Genomic DNA, 19,177 nt, shown 5'->3' on the forward strand with positions numbered 1-19,177 from the left:
TGTCGCCGTTGACTGTGGCGGAAAGTGGGGTAGTGTGGCGGCCGGTGGGGCGAACGGGGGTCCCATCGCCGGTCCGGTCCCTGTCCGGGGTCCTGGTTCGGGTTGGAGGTGGGCGTGAGATGTTCCTCGGCACGCACACCCCCAAGCTGGACGACAAGGGCCGGCTGACGCTGCCGGCGAAGTTTCGGGACGCGCTCGCAGGGGGTCTCATGGTCACCAAGGGCCAGGACCACTGCCTCTACGTGTTCCCACGCGCGGAGTTCGAGCAGATGGCCCGCAAGGTGGCGGAGGCTCCCCTGACCAATGAGGCGGTCCGGGCATACCAGCGCTACCTGTTCGCGGGCACCGACGAACAGCGGCCCGACAGCCAGGGGCGCGTCTCCATCGTCCCCGAACTGCGCCGCTACGCCGGACTGGCCAAGGACTGCGTGGTGATCGGCGCGATCACCCGCCTGGAGATCTGGGACGCGCAGGCCTGGCAGCGCTACCTGGACGAGCACGAGGACGACTACGCGCAGGCCCGGGAGGAGGTTCTCCCCGGACTGTTCTGAGAAATGGGTCATGACCGACCCGGGTGCCGTTTGGCCTCGGTCCGCTCGGCTATCGGCCCTGGCGCACCTTCCCCGGCGCCAGGTTCGACGGGCGGGCGGGGACCTGACTGCATCCGATTCCGGTTCGACCCGGCCACCGACCTGAGAGAGGGGAGTGAGCGGCAACCGCGTGTGGAAGGGGGTTGGCCGTGACCGACATGTCCGACCAGCCGAGGGCGAAGCACGTGCCCGTCCTGCTCGACCGCATCGTGGAGCTGTTCGCCCCCGCGTTGTCCGGCAAGCCCGCCGTGATGGTGGACTGCACGCTCGGACTCGGCGGCCACTCGCACGCCCTGCTGTCCGCCTACCCGGAACTCACCGTGATCGGGTTGGACCGCGACCCCGAGGCCCTCGCCCTGGCCGGGCGACGCCTGGCCGAGTTCGGCGACCGGGTGCGATACGTGCATGCCGTCTACGACGAGTTGCCGACGGTGTTGGTTCAGCTTGGCGTGGCTGAAGTGAACGGTGTTCTGTTCGACCTCGGCGTCTCCTCGCTCCAGCTGGACGTGGCCGAGCGCGGTTTCGCCTACTCCAAGGACGCCCCGCTCGACATGCGGATGGACCCGACCACGGGCCACACCGCCGCCGACATCCTCAACAGCTACGCCTTCCCCGACCTGGCCCGCATCCTGCGCGAGTACGGCGAGGAGAAGTTCGCCGGCAAGATCGCCAAGGCGATCATCGCCGAGCGCGACAAGGAGCCGTTCACCACCAGCCCGCGGCTGGTGCAGCTGCTGCACGACGTCATGCCGGCGGCCAGCAAGCGCACCGGCGGGCACCCGGCCAAGCGCACCTTCCAGGCCCTGCGCATCGAGGTCAACGGCGAGCTGGAGGTGCTGCGCCGCGCCGTGCCGGCCGCGCTGTCGGCCCTGGCCGTCGGCGGCCGCATCGTCGTCGAGTCGTACCACTCGCTGGAGGACCGGCTGGTCAAGCGGGCGCTGACGGACCTGTCCGTGTCCACCAGCCCGCTGGACCTGCCGGTGGAGCTGCCCGGGCACAGCCCGGAGCTGAAGCTGGTCACCCGCGGCGCGGAGATGGCCGGCGAGCAGGAGATCGCCGACAACCCACGGTCGGCGTCCGTGCGGCTGCGTGCCGCGGAACGGATCCGGAGGGCGTCATGAGCGCACCCGCACGGGTGGGCGCGCCGGCGCCCCGCACCCGCACCGCGCGCCGCAGCAGCGAGCGCAAGATCGAGCGCGAGCCGGAGCAGCCCGGGACCAGGGCCACCCGCGGCCGGACCACCGCCGCCCAGCGCGCCTACGCCCGCAAGGCCAGCCGCAAGAAGCGCTGGCTGCGGCTGTCGCCGTCCGGGCTGCCCAAGCTGGCCCCGCGCACACCGTTCGTGCTGCTGGTGATGGCCCTGCTGGCGGCCGGCGTGCTGGCCACCCTGTTCCTGTCCATCTCGGCGGTCTCCGACTCCTACCGCCTCGAGGACGCCAAGAAGAAGACCACCGACCTGACCAGCCGCGTCGAGCAGCTCAAGGCCGACGTGGCCAAGGGCGAGTCGCCCGAGGTGCTCTACGACGAGGCCCGCAAGCTCGGCATGGTGCCGGCCCCGGACCCGGCCCGGATCAAGGTCAACCAGGACGGCTCGGTCAGCGTCACCGGCAGCGCCGTGGCCGCCACCACGACCACCACGCCGCCGCCCTCGTCCTCCACGTCCTCGCCGCCGCCCTCGGGTCAGGCCACCTCGGGGACCAGTCAGCCGCCAGCCTCAGGGGGAGGCCACTAGATGCCCGCCAACCGCACCGCCGGCGGACGTCCGGCCACCCGGCCGCGTCCCGTCGCCCGTGGCGGGCCCGCACCGCGCCCGGCGACCCGCAAGTCCAGCCGCGGGGCCGCCGCCGGCGTCGGCAACCACCCCCGGCGGATCGTGCTCAGCCGGATCCTCATGGTCGCGGTGCTGGTGATCGCCGCCGTGCGGCTGGTGCAGGTGCAGGGCGTGCAGGCCGACGAGCTGTCGGCCAAGGCCGAGCGGCAGCGGGCCACCCTGACCGTGCAGCAGGCGCTGCGCGGCCAGATCCTCGACCGCAACGGCACCCAGCTGGCGTTCAGCGTGGAGACCCGGTCGCTGGCGATCAACCCCAGGGAACTGAAGAGCGACTGGGCCACGCACACCGCCGACTTCAAGGCGCTGGGCCTCGGCGACACGTACGAGCAGTACACCCAGGGCATGGCCGACTTCTTCCACCAGCAGCTCGGCGACCAGGCCAAGGCCGCCGACATGCTGACCAAGATCCGGGACGACAGCACCACGTACCAGCTGCTGGTCCGCGACGCCGACCCGGTCAAGGCCGGCGCCATCACCAAGCGCTACGCGTCCATCGCCCCGGCCGCGCGGCAGCAGCGGGTGTACCCGGACGGCACCGTGGCGTCCAACATCATCGGCTACGCCAACTGGCGTGAGGACGCCAAGACGCCGCAGGGCCTGATCGGGCTGGAGAACTCGTACGACGACACCCTCAAGGGCGTCAACGGCACCACCACCGTCGACACCGCCAACGGCAACGACAGCCTGGAGCTGCCCGGCACCGTGCGGGACAGCACGCCGGCCGTGCCCGGCTCCAACGTGCAGCTCACCCTGGACGCCGACGTGCAGTACCAGGCCCAGAAGATGCTGGACGCCTACAAGACCGCCAGCGGCGCCGCCGACGGGTCCATGGTCGTGATGGACTCCAAGACCGGCGAGGTCTACGCGCTGGCCGTCACCGACGGCTTCAACCCCAACAACTACGGCGACTACAAGCTGGACCAGCTCGGCAACGCCGCCGTCAGCACGCCGTACGAGCCGGGGTCGGTGAACAAGATCGTCACCGCCGCCGGGGCCATCGAGTACGGCATCGAGCAGCCCGACTCCGTCGTGGACGTGGCGCCGTCGTTCAAGATGGCCGACCGCACCGTCACCGACGCGTGGGGGCACGGCCAGGTGCAGATGAGCTTTGCCGGCGTGATCGGCAAGTCCTCCAACATCGGCACCCTCGAGGTCGCGCAGAAGATCGGCCCCGACCGCTTCGTCGACCTGCTGACCAAGTTCGGGCTCGGCCAGAAGACCGGCATCGGCCTGCCCGGCGAGAGCGCCGGCACGGTGCCGCCGCGCAGCACCTGGTCCGGCTCCACCTTCGCCAACCTGCCCATCGGCCAGGGCCTGTCCATGACCCTGCTGCAGATGGCCGGCATGTACCAGGCCATCGCCAACGACGGCGTGCGCATGCCGCCCCGGATCATCAAGTCCGTCACCAAGCCCGACGGCACCGTGGTCAACGAGCCCCGGCCCGATCCCGTGCCCGTCGTCAGCCCCCAGACCGCCAGGACCGTGCGCGACATGATGCGGGCCGTCATGCAGAAGGACCCCAAGGACTCCCTGCAGAACGGCACCGGCTACCCCGCCGCCATCGCCGGCTACCAGCTGTCCGGCAAGACCGGCACCGCCCAGCAGCCCGACCCGGCGCTGGGCGGCAACTACAGCCAGACCAAGTACTGGATCACCTTCGCCGGCATCCTACCCGCCGACAACCCCCGCCTGGTCGTCGGCATCATGCTCGACAAGCCCAAGTACGGCACCCAGCTCGGCTCTTCGGCGGCCCCCCTGTTCCACCAGTTCGGCACCTACCTGGTCCAGCACTTCCAGATCCCGATGTCCCCCACCGCCGCCCCCGTCGTCCAGCTTCAGCTGCCGTAACCGCTCCTTTCGTGCCACGTGCGCTTCCCACTTGCGTCCTGGTGCCACAGAGGAAGCGCATGTGACACCAGGACGCCCGGTCAGCTGCCGTACGGCTCGTCGAGCGGGCGGCGGAGTTGGTCCATGACCGCCATGTTGATCTCGGCGAGCTCGCCGTCGGCCACATAGCGCTGGGTGCGGGCATGGCCGATGGATCGGACGAGGCCATGCTGCCGCATCCGTTGGAGGTCCCGAACGGACTGGTCGCGGGTCAGGCTCTCGTCCTTCGCGTAGGTGGCGCGGCGCAGCTCGCCGACGGCTGCGGCATACAACGCCGACACCATGCGCTCGTCGAGCTCGTGTTCCACGACGACGGCTTCCAGCGCGCTCCACAGCATCGAGGCGCGGTCGACCCGCCGCTGCACCGATTGCGCCTGCTGGTGGTGGGCTCGGAGGCAGAACCGCATCCACTGATGCGCGTCGGCGACCTGGGGCTCCCAGGTCGGGCGCGTGGTTTGCAGGGCGCGGTAGTAGTCCTGGGTATTGAGAGGATCGCCGAGCCACTCCTCGATCGAGGAGAACTCCGGGGCCAACACCTTGTCCTGCGCCAGCACGAGCGTGTGCAGGCAGCGGGACATTCGGCCGTTGCCGTCCCGCCAGGGGTGGATGCTCACCAGGTTGAGGTGGGCCATCGAGGCTCGCACCAGCGCCGGTGACTCCAGGTCGCCGTTGTTCAGCCAGTCGACCATCTCGGCCATCAGCCCGGGAACCAGGTCGGGGTCGGGGCCGGTGTAGGCAGGGGTCAGCGGGTCGCGCCCGGTGACCCAGATGTTGCCCTCGCGATAGCGGCCGGGCCATTCGCGCAGCTCGTACTTCTGGATCATGAAGTGCAGCGTGCTCAGCATCATCTCGTGGTAGCTGAAGTTCTTCATCTCGACCGACTGCTGCACCCAGGTGAGCGCGTCGCAGTAGCCCTCCACCGCACGCCGGGTCTGGTCGTCCACATCGGCCGACATGTCCTGGCGCTCGACCAGCGCGGCGGCGTTCTCCGAGCTGACGTGGATGCCCTCGATGGAGTTGGAGCCCTGAATGGCGTTGGCGACGAGGCTGCGCCGGAGCTGCCCCTCCCACTTGCGGTGCTCTCGTACCTGAAAGCGCAGCTTCTGGCGGTATTCCTCGATCTCTTCGAGCACGCGCAGGTCATCAGCGTCGAGTTGGGGTGTCGCGATGAGCATGCCTTGATGCTACCAAAGACGTAGCATTGCAGGCCCGACGTCTGGGCTCATCGGGTGACAGGCGTCGGCTCCTTGACGGGGCGTCAGGTACGAAGGGATGCCGGGCTTGGGGAGGTGCGGATGGTCTGCGAGCAACAGTCGGCGCGGTATTCGGACGTGTTCGTCCTCCGGGAGTTCCGTGCGGTGTTCGCGGCCCAGCTGCTGTCGGTGGTCGGGGACCAGTTCGCGCGGGTGGGGCTGTCGGTGCTGGTGTTCAACCGCACCCAGTCGCCCGGACTGACGGCGCTGGCCTACGCCCTGACGTACCTGCCGGACCTGTTCGCGGGGCCGCTGCTGGCGGGCATCGCCGACCGATACCCGCGGCGCACGGTGATGGTGGCAACGGACCTGGCCCGCGCGGTGCTGGTGGCGCTCATGGCCTTGCCGGGGGTGCCGCTGACGCTGGTGTGCGGGCTGCTGGTGGGCGTGCACGCGCTGGGGGCGCCGCTCAGCGCGGCGCGGGCGGCGACGCTCGGCCTCGATCCTCACGGGCGACCGCTACGTGCTGGGCACGGGCGCGGCGGACATGGTGGACCAGCTGGCGCAGGTGCTGGGCTTCGCGGTCGGCGGCCTGGTGATCGTGGGCCTCGGCGCGGACCGCGGCCTCCAAATCGACGCGGCTACGTTCCTGGTGTCGGCGGTGATCGTGCGGCTCGGCGTGCACGACCGCCCGGTGCCGGCGTTCCCGACCGTGCGAGATCCGGTTCAGCCGTGGTGGCCGTCGCTGGTCACGGGAGCGGTGACGGTGTGGACGACGCCGAAGCTGCGGGCCCTGGTGCTGCTGGCCTGCGTCGCCGGTTTCTACGTGACGATCGAGGCGCTGGCGGTCCCGTACTCGATGGACGTGACGGGCTCGGAGGGGGGCGTCGGGCTGCTGCTGGCCGCCGGCCCGGCGGGCACGATCCTGGGCATGTGGGCGATCAGCCGGCTGCTGCCCGGCCGCCGCCTGAAACTGATCGGGCCGCTGGCCATGGCGGCCTGCTTCCCGTTGGCGCTGAGCGCCTTTCGCCCGTCCGTACCGGTGATGGTTGCCCTTCTGGTCGTGTCCGGTATCGGCTCCGCGTACCACATGGTGGCCCGGTCGGCCTTTGTCCAGTCGGTGCCCGATCACGGCCGTGGCCAGGCATTCGGGCTCGCCGTGACGGCGCTGCGCACCGCCCAGGGCACCGGCCTGCTGCTCGCGGGCGTGTGCGCGGAGGAGTTCGGCGCGCCGACGGTGTTGTCCGGTGCCGGCATCACCGGCACACTGGTCGCGGCGGCGGCGGGCCTGACCTGGTACCAGGCTCGCCGCCGCCGTCCCTAGCTCTCACCAGTTGTTGGCATCGTCGGACACGATGGAATTCCCTTCTGCCGCTGGGAAATCGTCCCCCGTTGCTACGCGTGACGCGGCGGTGACGGTTCAGCCGCATGATGTCCGTCATGCCGCCAGTCATCGACGCACCGTGCCCGCAGCTGGTCCCCGGCGACCCGGGCTACGACGACGCACGCCGTGTGTGGAACGGGGAGATCGACCGCAAGCCCGCGGTGATCGCCCAGGTCACCGGGCCCGCCGACGTGGCCGCCTGCCTCGCCTACGCCCGATCCAACGGCCTTGACGTCACGGTCCGCGGCGGCGGCCACAACATGGGCGGCGCCGCGGTCGCCGACGACGCCGTGATGATCGACCTGAGCGGTCTGCGGACCGTCCACGTCGATCCCGAGGCCCGCACCGCGCGGGTCGGCGGCGGGGCCACCAACGCCAACCTCGACGCCGCAACCCAGGCCCATGGCCTCGCCGTGCCGGCCGGCACCTACAGCGACACCGGCATCGGCGGCCTCACCCTCGGCGGCGGATTCGGCTGGCTGACGGCAAAGCACGGCCTCGCCGTGGACAACCTGATCTCCGCCGAGGTCGTGCTGGCCGACGGCCGGGTCGTCCGCGCCTCCGCCGACTCGCACCCAGACCTGTTCTGGGCCTTGCGGGGCGGCGGCGGCAACTTCGGAGTCGTCACCGAGTTCGAGTACCAACTGCACCCCGTCGGCCCGCTCGTCGACGCCGGTCTGTACTTCTGGGAGCTCGACCGTGGTGCCGACGCCCTGCGCCTGGCCCGCGAGCTCGCGCCCACGCTCGGCACCACCGGGCTCATGGTCGTCGGCATGACCGCCCCGCCCGCTCCCTTCGTGCCCGAGGAGCACCAGGGCAAGGTCGGCTACGCCCTCATCCTGGCCGGCTTCGACGGCACCGAGGCCTTCGCCGCCCTCTCCCAGCGCGTCCGCGACGCACTGCCGCCGCTGTTCGAGATGGTGTCTCCCTTGCCGTACACCGAGTTGCAGAAGATGCTCGACGGCATCGGCTTCCGCGGCAACTTCGCCTACGAGAAGGCCATCTACTCCGACGACCTCAGCGACGGGCTCATCGACGTGCTGGTGAACACCTTGCCCGCCAAGGCTTCTCCCCTGTCCGCCACGCCCATCGCCCTCGTCGGCGGCGCCTACGCCGAGGTTCCCGACCACGCCACCGCCTTCGGCGGCCCCCGCCGCACCTCCTTCGTCGTCGGCCTCACCGCCATCTGCCCCGTGCCCGAGCTCCTCCCACTCGACCGCGCCTGGGTTCGGTCCACCTGGGAGCGGCTGCTGCCGTACGCCAGCAACACCGGCGGCTACGTGAACTTCATGGCCGACTACGAGCAGGACCGCGTCCGCGTCACCTACGGCCCCGCCAAGTACGACCGTCTCTCCCGCATCAAGGCCGCCTACGACCCCGACAACGTCTTCCACCACAACGGCAACATCAAACCGTGCTGAATGGCGCCGCCTTCGGCGTCGCGGCTCGGCCCATCGTGACCGGTGCCTCGCCCTTGCCGGATTTCGATCGGCCGCGTCGGCGTGGGTGGGTGGTCGCGTTGGGTGGCGGCCGATCGAAATCCGCCAACCGTGCGAAGCACCGGCGGGGCCGAGCGCTTTCCTGTGCTGGCGGGCGGGGTGGTGTGAAGGGACCATTCCCACACTCCGAGTGGAGGAATGGTCCCTTCCAAACCACGATTCGGGGCTTGGGCGAGGAGTGGTGCGGTCCGCTGTGGAGTCGCGAGGCCGCGCCGGTGCCTGGACCGTAGCCGGATTTCACCCGCCGCCACCCGACGCAACCGACCACCCGAGCTGATGCGGCGGGTTAAATCCGGCCAGGGAAGGCACCGGTCACGAGCGGCCGATCCCGCCCTGCCGAAGGCGGGGCCAACAAACACAGTAGCCTTCCGCGCGTGCCTGCCAACTCACTACCGGGCAAGGTCGCGACCGCCCCGCCACGCCCGTCCAAGATCGAGCCGACCGCGCCCGAGCGGTTGGCGGCGTCGATCGGCGCGCGGCTGGAGCGTGCCGACGCCGCGAAGCCCGTCACGGGTGTGACGCTGCGCGCGCAGCATGTGCAAAGAGGGGACCTGTTCGCGGCGCTGCCTGGATCGAGGGCGCACGGTGCGGACTTCGCGCACGAGGCGCTGCGCGCGGGCGCGGTGGCGGTGCTGACGGACGCGGCGGGGGCGGAGCGAGAGTCCCTCAAGGACGTCCCGGTGCTGGTCCACGACGACCCCCGAGTGGTGCTCGGCGCGGCGGCGGCGGAGGTGTACGGCAACCCGTCGCAAAGGCTGAAGGTCCTGGGCGTCACGGGCACGTCGGGTAAGACGACGACGACCTTCATGCTGGAGGCGGGCCTGGCGGCCGCGGGCCTGCGCACGGGCCTGGTGGGCGGCGTGGAGATGCGCATCGCGGGCCGCCGGATCGAGAGCGCGCTGACGACGCCGGAGGCGCCGGACCTCCAGGCCCTGTTCGCGGTGATGCTGGAGCAGGGCGTCACGCACGTGCCGATGGAGGTCTCCAGCCACGCCCTGGCCCTGGGCCGGGTGGGCGGCACGCACTACGCGGCGGGGGCCTTCACCAACCTCTCGCAGGACCACCTGGACTTCCACCCGGACATGGAGGACTACTTCCGCACGAAGGCGAAGCTGTTCGACGGCCGCGCCGACGTCGAGGTGGTCTGCACGGACACGCCGTGGGGCGAGCGGCTGATCAAGCCCGCCACCATCACCGTGTCGACGGCGCACGAGGCGACGTGGACGGCCAGCGACATCGTGGTCGCCCGCAGCGGCTCGCAGACCTTCTACGCCCACGGCCACGGCCGCAAGCTGGCGGTGGAGATCCTGCTGGCCGGCTCGTACAACGTGGCCAACGCGCTGACCGCGATCGCGATGCTGGACGCCGTCGGCGTCGACGAGAAGGCCATCGTGGCCGGACTGGCCAAGGTGCAGGTGCCGGGCCGGATGGAACGGGTCGACCTCGGCCAGGACTTCACAGCGGTCGTGGACTACTCGCACAAGCCGGCGGCGGTGGCCCTGGCGCTGGACGCGGTGCGGGCCCGCGCCGACGGCCGCGTCATCGTGGTGCTGGGCTGCGGCGGCGACCGCGACGCGGCCAAGCGCCCGCTGATGGGCGAGGCGGCGGCGGTCCGCGCGGACCTGACGATCGTCACAGACGACAACCCCCGCAGCGAACAGGCGTCTGACATCAGGGCGCAGATGCTCGCGGGCGTGCCGGCCGACCGACGTGACACGGTGGTGGAGATCGCCGACCGACGGGAGGCCATCCGGTACGCCGTGGGGCACGCCCACACCGGCGACGTCGTGGTCGTCGCCGGCAAGGGACACGAGACCGGCCAGGAGGTCGCAGGAGTGATCCACCCGTTCTCCGATCGGGACGAGCTGACGGCGGCCATCGGCGAGGCCGCCCGGTGATCGAACTGACCCTGCGCGAGATCGCCGACGCCGTCGGCGGCCGCCTGCACAACTGCACGGGCGACGAGATCGTCACCGGCTCCGTCGAGTTCGACTCACGCGAGATCGGCCCGGGCGCCTTGTTCGTCGCCTTCCCGGGCGAGCGGGTCGACGGCCACGACTTCGCCAAGACCGCCGTCGACCAGGGCGCCGTCGGCGTGCTGGCGGCCAGGGAGATCGACGCGCCCTCGGTGATCTGCCCGCCGGTCCCCGGTGGTTCCGGCCGCGCCTACGTGCTCGCCGGCGACACCGACGGCTCCGGCGCCGCGGTGCTGGCCGCGCTGGCCAAGCTGGCCCGCGCGGTCGTCGACCGGCTGCCGAACCTGAAGATCGTCGGGGTCACCGGCTCGTCCGGCAAGACCTCGACCAAGGACCTGATCGCCCAGGTGCTGGCCCCGATGGGGCCCACGGTCGCGCCGCCCGGCTCCTTCAACAACGAGCTCGGCCACCCGTGGACGGTCCTGCGGGCCGACGAGAACACCCGGCACCTGGTGCTGGAGCTGTCCGCCCGCGGCCCCGGCCACATCGCGCACCTGTGCCAGGTGGCCCCGCCGCGCATCGGCGTCGTGCTCAACGTCGGGAGCGCTCACCTCGGGGAGTTCGGCTCCCGCGAGGGCATCGCCCAGGCCAAGGGCGAGCTGGTCGAGGCGCTGTCCGAGGACGGCGTCGCGGTGCTCAACGCCGACGACCCGCTGGTGGCGGGCATGGCCAGCCGCACCAAGGCCCGTGTGGTTCTGGTCGGCGAGGACTCAACCGCCGAGCTCAGGGCGACCGACATCGAGCTGGACGAGCAGGCCCGGGCCGGCTTCAAGGTCAACGGCGTGCCGGTGACGCTCGGCGTGCACGGCGAGCACCAGGTCGGCAACGCGCTCTCGGCCGTCGCGGTGGCGATAGAGCTGGGCGCGACCCTGGAGCAGGCGCTGGAAGCCCTGTCGCAGGCCCGCAGCGTGTCGGCCCGGCGCATGGACGTCACAACCAGGGCGGACGGAGTCACGGTCGTCAACGACGCCTACAACGCCAACCCGGAGTCGGTGCGGGCCGCGCTGAAGAGCCTGGCCTCGATGGCGCGGGCCGGCGGCCGCCGGTCGTGGGCCGTCCTGGGCACCATGGCCGAACTGGGCGACACCCATGTGAGCGCGCACGACGAGATCGGGCGGCTGGCCGTGCGGCTGGACGTCAGCCGGCTGGTCGTGGTCGGCGACGCGGCCCGGCCGATGCACCAGGGCGCGCATCTGGAAGGCTCATGGGGTCAGGAGTCCGTGCTCGTGCCGGACGCCGACGCGGCCGTGGCGCTGCTGCGTGACGAACTGCAACCCGGTGACGTCGTGCTGGTCAAGGCGTCCAATTCCGAGGCCCTGTGGCGGGTCGCCGAGGAGCTGCTCAACACATGAAGAACATCCTGGTCGCGGCGGCCGTCGCGCTGGTCGTGTCCATCCTGCTCACGCCGTACCTGATCCGGGTGTTCTCCCGGCAGGGCTTCGGCCAGGAGATCCGCGAGGAGGGGCCCGAGAGCCACCAGAAGAAGCGCGGCACGCCCACCATGGGCGGCGTCGCCATCCTGGTCGCGATGTGGGCCGGCTACCTGGTCTCCCACCTGTACAGCTACATGGCCCGCAGCTCCAGCCAGGCCGACGTGCCGATCAGCATCACCGGCCTGCTGATCCTGTTCCTGACCTCGGCGCTGGGCCTGGTCGGCTTCCTCGACGACTTCATCAAGATCCGCAAGCAGCGCAACCTGGGCCTGAACGCGACGGCCAAGCTGGTCGGCCAGTTCGTCGCCACCATCACGTTCGCGCTGCTGGCCATCCAGTTCGCCAACCGGGACGGCATCTCGCCGGCCTCGGTGAACCTGTCGTTCGTGCGCGACATCTCGGTGATCTCGTTCGGCACGATCGGCTTCATCGTCTTCTGCTACGGCGTGGTCAGCGCCTGGTCCAACGCGGTCAACCTGACCGACGGCCTGGACGGCCTGGCCGGCGGCTCGACGGCGATGGTGCTCGGCTCGTACGTGATCATCTCGTTCTGGCAGTTCCGCTGGAACTGCGCGACGGTGTCCTCGCTGGGCTGCTACATCGTGCGCGACCCGCTGGACGTGGCCCTGGTGGCCGCCTCGGCGATGGCCGGCTGCATCGGCTTCCTGTGGTGGAACGCGGCCCCGGCCAAGATCTTCATGGGCGACACCGGCTCGCTGGCCCTGGGCGGCCTGGTGGCCGGCCTGTCCATGGTCACCCGCACCGAGCTGCTCATGATCATCATCGGCGGCCTGTTCGTGGTCGAGGTGGTCTCGGTGAGCAGCCAGATCGCGGTGTTCCGCACGACCAGGCGCCGCCTGTTCCGAATGGCCCCGTTCCACCACCACTTCGAGCTCGCGGGCTGGGCGGAAACCACGGTCATCATCAGGTTCTGGCTGCTCGCCGGGATCTGCTGCATGTTCGGCCTGGGCCTGTTCTACAGCGACTGGCTGAGCCTGAGTGGCTGACGGCATGCGGGTTCTGGTCGCGGGGGCCGGTGTCACCGGTCCCTCGGTGGTGCGCGCGCTGCTGCGTGACGGCGCGCATGTCACGGTCACCGACGGCAACGCCGATCGCCTGGCCAAGCTGGCCCAGGACGATGTCGAGTTGATCGCCGGCCTGACCGAGCCGCCGGCCGGCACCGACCTCGTGGTCACGGCCCCGGGCTGGAAGCCGACCGCGCCGCTGCTGGTGGCGGCGGCCGAGGCCGGCATCGAGGTCATCGGCGACGTCGAGCTGGCCTGGCGGCTGTGCCAGCGACGGCGTCAATCGAGTGGGCCGATGGCCGAGCCGCCGGCCTGGCTGGTCGTCACCGGCACGAACGGCAAGACCACCACCGTCGGCATGCTGGAGTCGATACTCAAGGCGGCCGGCCTGGACGCGGTGGCCTGCGGAAACATCGGCCTGCCGGTGCTGGAGGCGTTGGAGGGCAACCCGAAGGTGCTGGCCGTGGAGCTGTCGAGCTTCCAGCTGCACTGGGCGCCCTCGGTCCGCCCGGCCGTCGGGGCGCTGCTCAACATCGCCGAGGACCACCTGGACTGGCACGGCTCGCTGGAGGCCTACGCGCAGGCCAAGGCCCGGGCCCTGACCGGCGCCGTGGCCATCGGCGGCGTCGACGACCCGTACGTGGCCAAGCTGCTGATCAACTCCCCGGCCCCGCGCAAGGTCGGCGTCACGCTGGACGAGCCGATCGAGGACCAGCTCGGTATCGAGGCCGGCAAGCTGGTCGACCGCGCCTTCGGCGCCGAGGACCTCATCGACGCCGCCGAGGTCACCCCCGGCGGCCCGCCCGGCCTGACCGACGCCCTCGTGGCGGCGGCGGTGGCCCGGGCCTACGGCGTGCCGGCACAGGCCGTGCGAGACGGGCTGCGGGCCTATCGGCCGGCGGCCCACCGCGCCGCCGTGGTCGCCGAGCTGGCCGGCATCACCTACGTGAACGACTCGAAGGCGACCAACCCGCACGCCGCGGCGGCCTCCATCCGCGCCCACGACCGGGTGGTCTGGATCGCCGGCGGCCTGCTCAAGGGCGCCTCCGTGGACGACCTGGTGGCCGAGGCCGCGCCACGGCTGGCCGGGGTGGTGCTGATCGGGCAGGACCGCGACGTGATCGCGGCCGCGCTGGCGCGACACGCGCCGGATGTCCCGGTCACCCAGGTGGCCTCGGGAGACGATGACGCCATGACCAGAGCGGTTGACCTGGCCGGCGCTATCGCACGTCCGGGTGATGTCGTGCTGTTGGCGCCGGCGGCGGCGTCCATGGACATGTTCACCGACTACGGGCATCGGGGGCGGGCATTCGCCGAGGCGGTGCTGAACCGTCTCGGGCTGCCGACATGACCGCGTCCGTGGAACGGCCGGCCCGCTCGTCCCGCCGCAAGGCCAAGGGCGGCCTGCTGGCCGGCGTGCGGCAGGGCCTGACCGCGTGGCTGAGCCGCCCACTGGCGTCGTTCCACCTGCTGCTGGCCGTGTTCGGCCTGCTGGCGGTGATCGGCCTGGTGATGGTGCTGTCCGCGTCGGCGGTGCAGGACGCGCAGAAGACCACGCTGTCCAGCTTCGGCAAGCCGATGCTGCTGGACTCGTTGGGCCTGATCGGGTTCTACCTCGGGCTGCGCGTCCCGCTGCGCTGGCTGCGCCAGTTCAGCCCCACCCTGCTGCTGATCGCCGGCGGCCTGCTGGCGTTGGTGCTGACGCCGCTGGGCTCCGGCGCCAACGGCCGTGAGCACTCCTGGTTCACGCTGGGCTCGCTGTCGTTCCAACCGGTCGAGCTGGCCAAGGTGGCGCTGGCGCTGTGGGGCGCGCACGTGCTCGTCACCAAGCGCGCCCTGCTGAGCCAGTACCGGCACCTGCTGGTGCCGCTGGTGCCGGTGTCCATGGTGCTGTTCGCGCTGATCATGTTGCAGCCCGACCTGGGCAGCACCGTGAGCCTGGGCATCGTGCTGCTGGCCCTGCTCTGGTACGTCGGCGCGCCGGCCCGGCTGTTCGCGGTCGTGCTGACCAGTGCCACCGCCGCGGTGATCGTGTCCTCGATCGGCAGCGGCTACCGCAACGACCGCCTCTCTGTCTTCCTCAACCCGGGCTCGGACCCGCTCGGCGCCGGTCAGCAGCCGCTGCAGGCGTTGTACGCGCTGGCCGACGGCGGCCTGTTCGGCCGCGGCCTCGGGCAGGGCGCGGCCAAGTTCGACTACCTGTCCAACGTGCAGAACGACTTCATCTTCGCCCTCATCGGCGAGGAGCTCGGCTTCATCGGCGCGATCGTGGTGCTCGGGCTGTTCGCCATGCTCGCCGTCGTCGGCCTGCGCATCGCCGCCCGCAACACCGACCCGTGGATCCGGCTGGTGGCCTCCGCGCTGACCGCGTGGATCGTCGGCCAGGCCGCCATCAACGTCGGCTACGTCATCGGGTTGCTTCCCGTCACGGGCATCACACTGCCGCTCATCTCGGCGGGCGGCACGTCAATCGTGATAACCATGATGGCGTTCGGGATCCTCGCCAACTGCGCCCGCAACGAGCCGGACGCGGTGGCGGCGCTGCGCTCGCTCGGCCCCGGCCGGGTCGGCGGCCTGCTGCGCCTGCCGGCGCCCGAGCCGTACCGGCCGCCGGCCCGGCGCAAACCGGTGCGACCATCGACACCGCCGCGCGGAGCCGCGCGCACCGGTGGCAGCCGGGCCGCCGTGCCCTCGCCCGAGGAGCGGCGACGGGTGCACCGCTCTGCGCCGCCGACCGAATACCGGCGACGGAGCGCCTGGCACTCCGGACACGGACGTTCGACAGAAGGAGGACGGCGTTGACCGCCCCAGACCGGATGGGCCCCTGCGTTGTCGTCGCGGGCGGCGGCACCGCCGGACACATCGAGCCGGCGCTGGCGCTGGCCGACGCCGTGATGCGCGCCCGGCCCGACGCCCGGGTGGTCGCGCTGGGCACCGCGCGCGGCCTGGAGAGCAAGATCGTGCCGGCCCGCGGCTACCCGCTGGAGATGATCCCGCCGGTGCCGATGCCCCGTAAGCCCTCGCCCGACCTGCTCAAGATGCCGCTCAAGGTCCGGGACGCGATCAAGCAGACCAGGGCCGTGCTGGACCGGGTCGGCGCGGACGTGGTCGTCGGTTTCGGCGGCTACGTGTCGCTGCCGGCCTACCTGGCCGCCCGCGGCAAGGTGCCGATCGTCGTGCACGAGGCCAACGCCCGCGCGGGCCTGGCCAACAAGGTGGGCGCGAAGTTCGCCGCCAAGGTCGCCGCCGCCGTGCCCGGGTCCGGGCTGCCGGACGCGCAGGTGATCGGCATCCCGCTGCGCTACTCGATCACGTCCATGGACCGCGCGGCGCTGCGCGCGCAGGCCCGCCAGTACTTCGGGCTTCACCCGACCGCCCCGGTGCTGTTCGTCTCCGGTGGCTCGCAGGGTGCCCGGTCGCTGAACAACGCCGTGTCCAACGCCGCCGCCGCGTTCGCGCGCGCCGGCGTGAGCGTGCTGCATGCCCACGGCCCCAAGAACTCGCTCGTGGTGCAGCAGGTGCCGGGCGCGCCGCCGTACGTGGCGGTGCCGTACGTGGAGCGGATGGACCTCGCCTACGCGGCCGCCGACCTGATGCTGTGCCGCTCCGGCGCGATGACCGTGGCCGAGGTGTCCGCGGTCGGGCTGCCGGCGGTGTTCGTGCCGCTGCCGCACGGCAACGGCGAGCAGTCGCTCAACGCGCTGCCCATCGTGGAAGCCGGCGGCGGCCTGCTCATCCCGGACGAGGAGCTCACGCCCGAGCGGGTCGTCGAGGAAGTGCTGCCGCTGGTCGGCGACCGCACGCGGTTGGCCGTGATGAGCAACGCCGCCCGCTCCGGCGGTCACCGCGTCGCCGCGGACGTGTTGGCGCAGATGGTTCTCTCGGTGGTGAACAAGTGATCCCTCCCATCCACTTCGTCGGCATCGGCGGTGCCGGCATGAGCGGCATCGCCCGCATCCTGCTGGCTCGCGGCGTCGAGGTGTCCGGCTCGGACGCCAAGGACTCGCGCACCGTGCTCGCGCTGCGGGCCCAGGGCGCGCGCATCGAGCTGGGGCACGCGGCGTCGCATCTCGGCAACGCGCAGACGCTCGTGATCTCCACCGCCATCAAGCAGGACAACCCGGAGCTGGTCGAGGCGAAGGCGCGCGGCATCACCGTGCTGCACCGGTCGCAGGCGCTGGCGTCGCTGATGGTCGGCCGCCGTGCCGCGTGCATCGCCGGCACGCACGGCAAGACGTCCACCACGTCCATGCTCACGGTGGCGTTGCAGCACTGCGGCGTCGACCCGTCCTTCGCCATCGGCGGCGACCTCAACGAGTCCGGGGCCAACGCGCACCACGGCAGCGGCGACGTGTTCGTGGCCGAGGCCGACGAGAGCGACGGCTCCTTCCTGGTGTTCTCGCCGTCGGTCGCGGTCGTCACCAACGTCGAGGCCGATCACCTGGACCACCACGGCACCGTCGAGGCGTACGTGGGGGTCTTCGACTCCTTCGTGCAGCGCATCGAGCCCGACGGCGTGCTGATCGCGTGCTCCGACGACCCGGGCTCGGCGGCTTTGGCCGACCGTGCGGAGAAGCTCGGCGTGCGGGTCCGGCGCTACGGCGCCGACGGCCCCGACGCGCGGATCCTGTCGTACGAGCCGGTGGAGACCGGTGGCCTGGCCGTCGTGGAGATCGAGGGCGCCCAGGTCGAGGTCCACACCGCCGTTCCCGGCGCGCACATGGCTTCCAACGCCGTCGCCGCACTGCTGGCCGGCCTGGAGCTCGGCGCTCCGTTGGAGGGGTTGCTGGCCGGGCTCGCCGCCTTCGGCGGTGTGCGGCGGCGGTTCGAGTTCAAGGGCGTCGTCAGCGGCGTTCGCCTGTACGACGACTACGCGCACCACCCCACCGAGGTCGCCGCCGCTCTCAAGGCCGCCCGGCCGGTGGCCGGCGACGGCCGGCTGCTGGTGATCTTCCAGCCGCACCTGTACTCGCGGACCCGGGAGTTCTCCACCCAGTTCGGCGAGGCCCTCGGCCTGGCCGACGAGGTTGTGGTGCTGGACGTCTACGGCGCTCGCGAGGACCCCATGCCCGGTGTGACCGGGGTTCTGGTCGCCGACGCCGTGCGCCTGCCCGAGGGGGCCGTGCACTACGAGCCGTCGTTCGACCGGATCCCGGCGCTGATCGCCGGTGTCGTCAAGCCCGGGGACCTGGTGCTGACCATGGGCGCCGGCGACGTGACCATGCTCGGTCCCGAGATCCTCGCGGCCCTGTGAGCGAAGAGGACCCGACCCGCCGCCGCCCCGACCCCGGGGCGGGCTCCGACGTGCCCGCCTCCGGCGCTCCCGGCTCCGGCCGGCCGGAGCCGGGCCGCTCGGGCTCGGGGCGGGCCGGTTCGGGGCAGTCCGGTTCTGGGGACGCCCGCTCGGATCGTGGCGGCGCTGATCGGTCGGGTTCCTCGCGAGCCGGCGTCGACCCGCGGCCCGACTCCGCTCGGGCCGGTTCGCGGGACTCGCAGGCGGACCGGTCTCGCTCGGGCCGGGTCGGCTCCGGCGGCGCCCGCCCCGGCCGGGGCGGTTCCACCCGTTCCTCCTCCGAGCGTTCCAGCGGCGAGCGCGTCGTCTCCGACCGGGCCCGGCGCACCACCCGCACCCGTTCTCGCCGTCGCGACCCCCGCCGCGGCAAGATCATCCGCCGCCGCATCGTCGCCCTCGTGGTCGTGTTCGGCACGCTCGGGCTGCTGTACGGCGTCTACTTCACGCCCCTGCTCGGCGTGCGGTCCGTGGAGGTGCTGGGCACCAAGGACCTCACCAAGCCCCAGGTCCTCGACGCCGCCGCCGTGCCGTCGGGCAATCCCATGCTGACCATCGACCTGGCCGCCATCCGCGACCGGGTCGCCGCCCTCAACCGGGTCGCCTCCGTCAACGTCTCCCGGTCCTGGCCCGCCACCGTCCGCATCGACGTCGCCGAGCGCGTCGCCGTCGGTGTGATCAAGACTCCCGGCGGCGCGCACCTGATCGACCACACCGCCAAGGACTTCGCCACCGTCCCCTCGGCCCCCGCCGGCCTGCCCGAGCTGCAGCTGACCAGCTCCGCCATCACCGACCCGACCGCCGTCGCCGTCGTCCAGGTGCTCATGGCCGTGCCCGACAAGATCCGCGCCGAGGTCCTCTCCGTGTCCGCCAAGTCCCCCAACTCGGTCGTCCTGGCCCTGTCCGCCGGCCGCCAGGTCCGCTGGGGCGGCACCGCCGACTCCCCCCGCAAGGCCGCCGTCCTCGCCGCCCTGATGTCCCAGCCCGGCAAGGTCTACGACGTCTCCAGCCCCCAACTGGCCACCATCTCCAACCCCTGACACCCCCGCGAGTCCCGCCCACAGGCACA

At 71.7% G+C, this 19,177-nt stretch carries 15 protein-coding genes; 14 read left to right on the forward strand and 1 reads right to left on the reverse strand.

Annotation, left to right across the window (positions count from 1 at the left end):
* Positions 1-119: 119 nt before the first annotated feature.
* The 4 genes from mraZ to AB0M73_RS19600 all read left to right on the forward strand — a co-directional run bounded on the left by mraZ (position 120) and on the right by AB0M73_RS19600 (position 4,269).
* Positions 120-551 (forward strand): division/cell wall cluster transcriptional repressor MraZ, encoded by a 432-nt coding sequence (gene mraZ / locus AB0M73_RS19585; protein WP_043723071.1) that lies wholly within the window; start codon positions 120-122, stop codon positions 549-551.
* 197 nt (positions 552-748) lie between these two features.
* The gene (gene rsmH, locus AB0M73_RS19590) at positions 749-1,711 is read left to right on the forward strand and encodes a 16S rRNA (cytosine(1402)-N(4))-methyltransferase RsmH (RefSeq protein WP_363892398.1); all 963 of its coding nucleotides are present in this window, start codon (positions 749-751) and stop codon (positions 1,709-1,711) included.
* A complete protein-coding gene (locus AB0M73_RS19595; RefSeq protein WP_157494975.1) occupies positions 1,708-2,322 on the forward strand; it encodes a septum formation initiator in 615 nt (204 codons plus the stop codon). Before rsmH ends, AB0M73_RS19595 begins: the two co-directional genes overlap by 4 nt.
* A complete protein-coding gene (locus AB0M73_RS19600; protein WP_363892221.1) occupies positions 2,323-4,269 on the forward strand; it encodes a penicillin-binding protein 2 in 1,947 nt (648 codons plus the stop codon). It begins immediately after the preceding gene.
* Between the two features lie 80 nt (positions 4,270-4,349).
* On the opposite strand, the gene AB0M73_RS19605 is transcribed toward AB0M73_RS19600, so the two are convergent.
* Complete coding sequence (locus AB0M73_RS19605) at positions 4,350-5,483, reverse strand: Fic family protein (protein ID WP_363892223.1); 1,134 nt, start codon at positions 5,481-5,483, stop codon at positions 4,350-4,352.
* 541 nt (positions 5,484-6,024) lie between these two features.
* On the opposite strand from AB0M73_RS19605, the gene AB0M73_RS19610 reads away from it, so the two are divergent.
* The 10 genes from AB0M73_RS19610 to AB0M73_RS19655 all read left to right on the forward strand — a co-directional run bounded on the left by AB0M73_RS19610 (position 6,025) and on the right by AB0M73_RS19655 (position 19,148).
* The gene (locus tag AB0M73_RS19610; protein ID WP_363892225.1) at positions 6,025-6,825 is read left to right on the forward strand and encodes an MFS transporter; all 801 of its coding nucleotides are present in this window, start codon (positions 6,025-6,027) and stop codon (positions 6,823-6,825) included.
* 116 nt (positions 6,826-6,941) lie between these two features.
* Complete coding sequence (locus AB0M73_RS19615) at positions 6,942-8,306, forward strand: FAD-binding oxidoreductase (protein WP_363892227.1); 1,365 nt, start codon at positions 6,942-6,944, stop codon at positions 8,304-8,306.
* A gap of 452 nt (positions 8,307-8,758) precedes the next feature.
* A complete protein-coding gene (locus AB0M73_RS19620) occupies positions 8,759-10,282 on the forward strand; it encodes a UDP-N-acetylmuramoyl-L-alanyl-D-glutamate--2,6-diaminopimelate ligase (protein WP_363892229.1) in 1,524 nt (507 codons plus the stop codon).
* Positions 10,279-11,712, forward strand: a complete 1,434-nt coding sequence (murF, locus tag AB0M73_RS19625; protein WP_363892231.1) for a UDP-N-acetylmuramoyl-tripeptide--D-alanyl-D-alanine ligase — start codon at positions 10,279-10,281, stop codon at positions 11,710-11,712. Before AB0M73_RS19620 ends, murF begins: the two co-directional genes overlap by 4 nt.
* Positions 11,709-12,800: a phospho-N-acetylmuramoyl-pentapeptide-transferase gene (mraY, locus tag AB0M73_RS19630; RefSeq protein ID WP_043723076.1), complete on the forward strand. Its 1,092-nt coding sequence runs from the start codon at positions 11,709-11,711 to the stop codon at positions 12,798-12,800. The genes murF and mraY overlap by 4 nt, the downstream gene beginning before the upstream one ends.
* A gap of 4 nt (positions 12,801-12,804) precedes the next feature.
* Positions 12,805-14,169 carry a UDP-N-acetylmuramoyl-L-alanine--D-glutamate ligase gene (murD, locus tag AB0M73_RS19635; RefSeq protein ID WP_363892234.1) on the forward strand — a complete coding sequence of 455 codons (1,365 nt, stop codon included), beginning with the start codon at positions 12,805-12,807 and terminating at the stop codon, positions 14,167-14,169.
* The gene (locus AB0M73_RS19640; protein WP_363892236.1) at positions 14,166-15,620 is read left to right on the forward strand and encodes a putative peptidoglycan glycosyltransferase FtsW; all 1,455 of its coding nucleotides are present in this window, start codon (positions 14,166-14,168) and stop codon (positions 15,618-15,620) included. The genes murD and AB0M73_RS19640 overlap by 4 nt, the downstream gene beginning before the upstream one ends.
* 14 nt (positions 15,621-15,634) lie before the next feature.
* Complete coding sequence (murG, locus tag AB0M73_RS19645) at positions 15,635-16,717, forward strand: undecaprenyldiphospho-muramoylpentapeptide beta-N-acetylglucosaminyltransferase (RefSeq protein WP_363892400.1); 1,083 nt, start codon at positions 15,635-15,637, stop codon at positions 16,715-16,717.
* A complete protein-coding gene (murC, locus tag AB0M73_RS19650) occupies positions 16,714-18,072 on the forward strand; it encodes a UDP-N-acetylmuramate--L-alanine ligase (protein WP_363892238.1) in 1,359 nt (452 codons plus the stop codon). Before murG ends, murC begins: the two co-directional genes overlap by 4 nt.
* Positions 18,069-19,148, forward strand: a complete 1,080-nt coding sequence (locus tag AB0M73_RS19655; protein ID WP_363892240.1) for an FtsQ-type POTRA domain-containing protein — start codon at positions 18,069-18,071, stop codon at positions 19,146-19,148. Before murC ends, AB0M73_RS19655 begins: the two co-directional genes overlap by 4 nt.
* Positions 19,149-19,177 lie beyond the last annotated feature (29 nt).

Origin of the sequence: Kutzneria sp. NPDC051319 (assembly GCF_040682195.1) — a bacterium.
GTDB lineage: Bacteria > Actinomycetota > Actinomycetes > Mycobacteriales > Pseudonocardiaceae > Kutzneria.

Bases quoted from the DNA above. Each gene is read 5' to 3' on its own strand.
- mraZ (WP_043723071.1), top strand. From the start codon at position 120: ATGTTCCTCGGCACGCACACCCCCAAGCTGGACGACAAGGGCCGGCTG.
- AB0M73_RS19615 (WP_363892227.1), top strand. From the start codon at position 6,942: ATGCCGCCAGTCATCGACGCACCGTGCCCGCAGCTGGTCCCCGGCGAC.
- mraY (WP_043723076.1), top strand. From the start codon at position 11,709: ATGAAGAACATCCTGGTCGCGGCGGCCGTCGCGCTGGTCGTGTCCATC.
- AB0M73_RS19640 (WP_363892236.1), top strand. From the start codon at position 14,166: ATGACCGCGTCCGTGGAACGGCCGGCCCGCTCGTCCCGCCGCAAGGCC.
- AB0M73_RS19595 (WP_157494975.1), top strand. From the start codon at position 1,708: ATGAGCGCACCCGCACGGGTGGGCGCGCCGGCGCCCCGCACCCGCACC.
- rsmH (WP_363892398.1), top strand. From the start codon at position 749: ATGTCCGACCAGCCGAGGGCGAAGCACGTGCCCGTCCTGCTCGACCGC.
- AB0M73_RS19600 (WP_363892221.1), top strand. From the start codon at position 2,323: ATGCCCGCCAACCGCACCGCCGGCGGACGTCCGGCCACCCGGCCGCGT.
- murG (WP_363892400.1), top strand. From the start codon at position 15,635: ATGGGCCCCTGCGTTGTCGTCGCGGGCGGCGGCACCGCCGGACACATC.
- AB0M73_RS19605 (WP_363892223.1), bottom strand. From the start codon at position 5,483: ATGCTCATCGCGACACCCCAACTCGACGCTGATGACCTGCGCGTGCTC.
- murD (WP_363892234.1), top strand. From the start codon at position 12,805: ATGCGGGTTCTGGTCGCGGGGGCCGGTGTCACCGGTCCCTCGGTGGTG.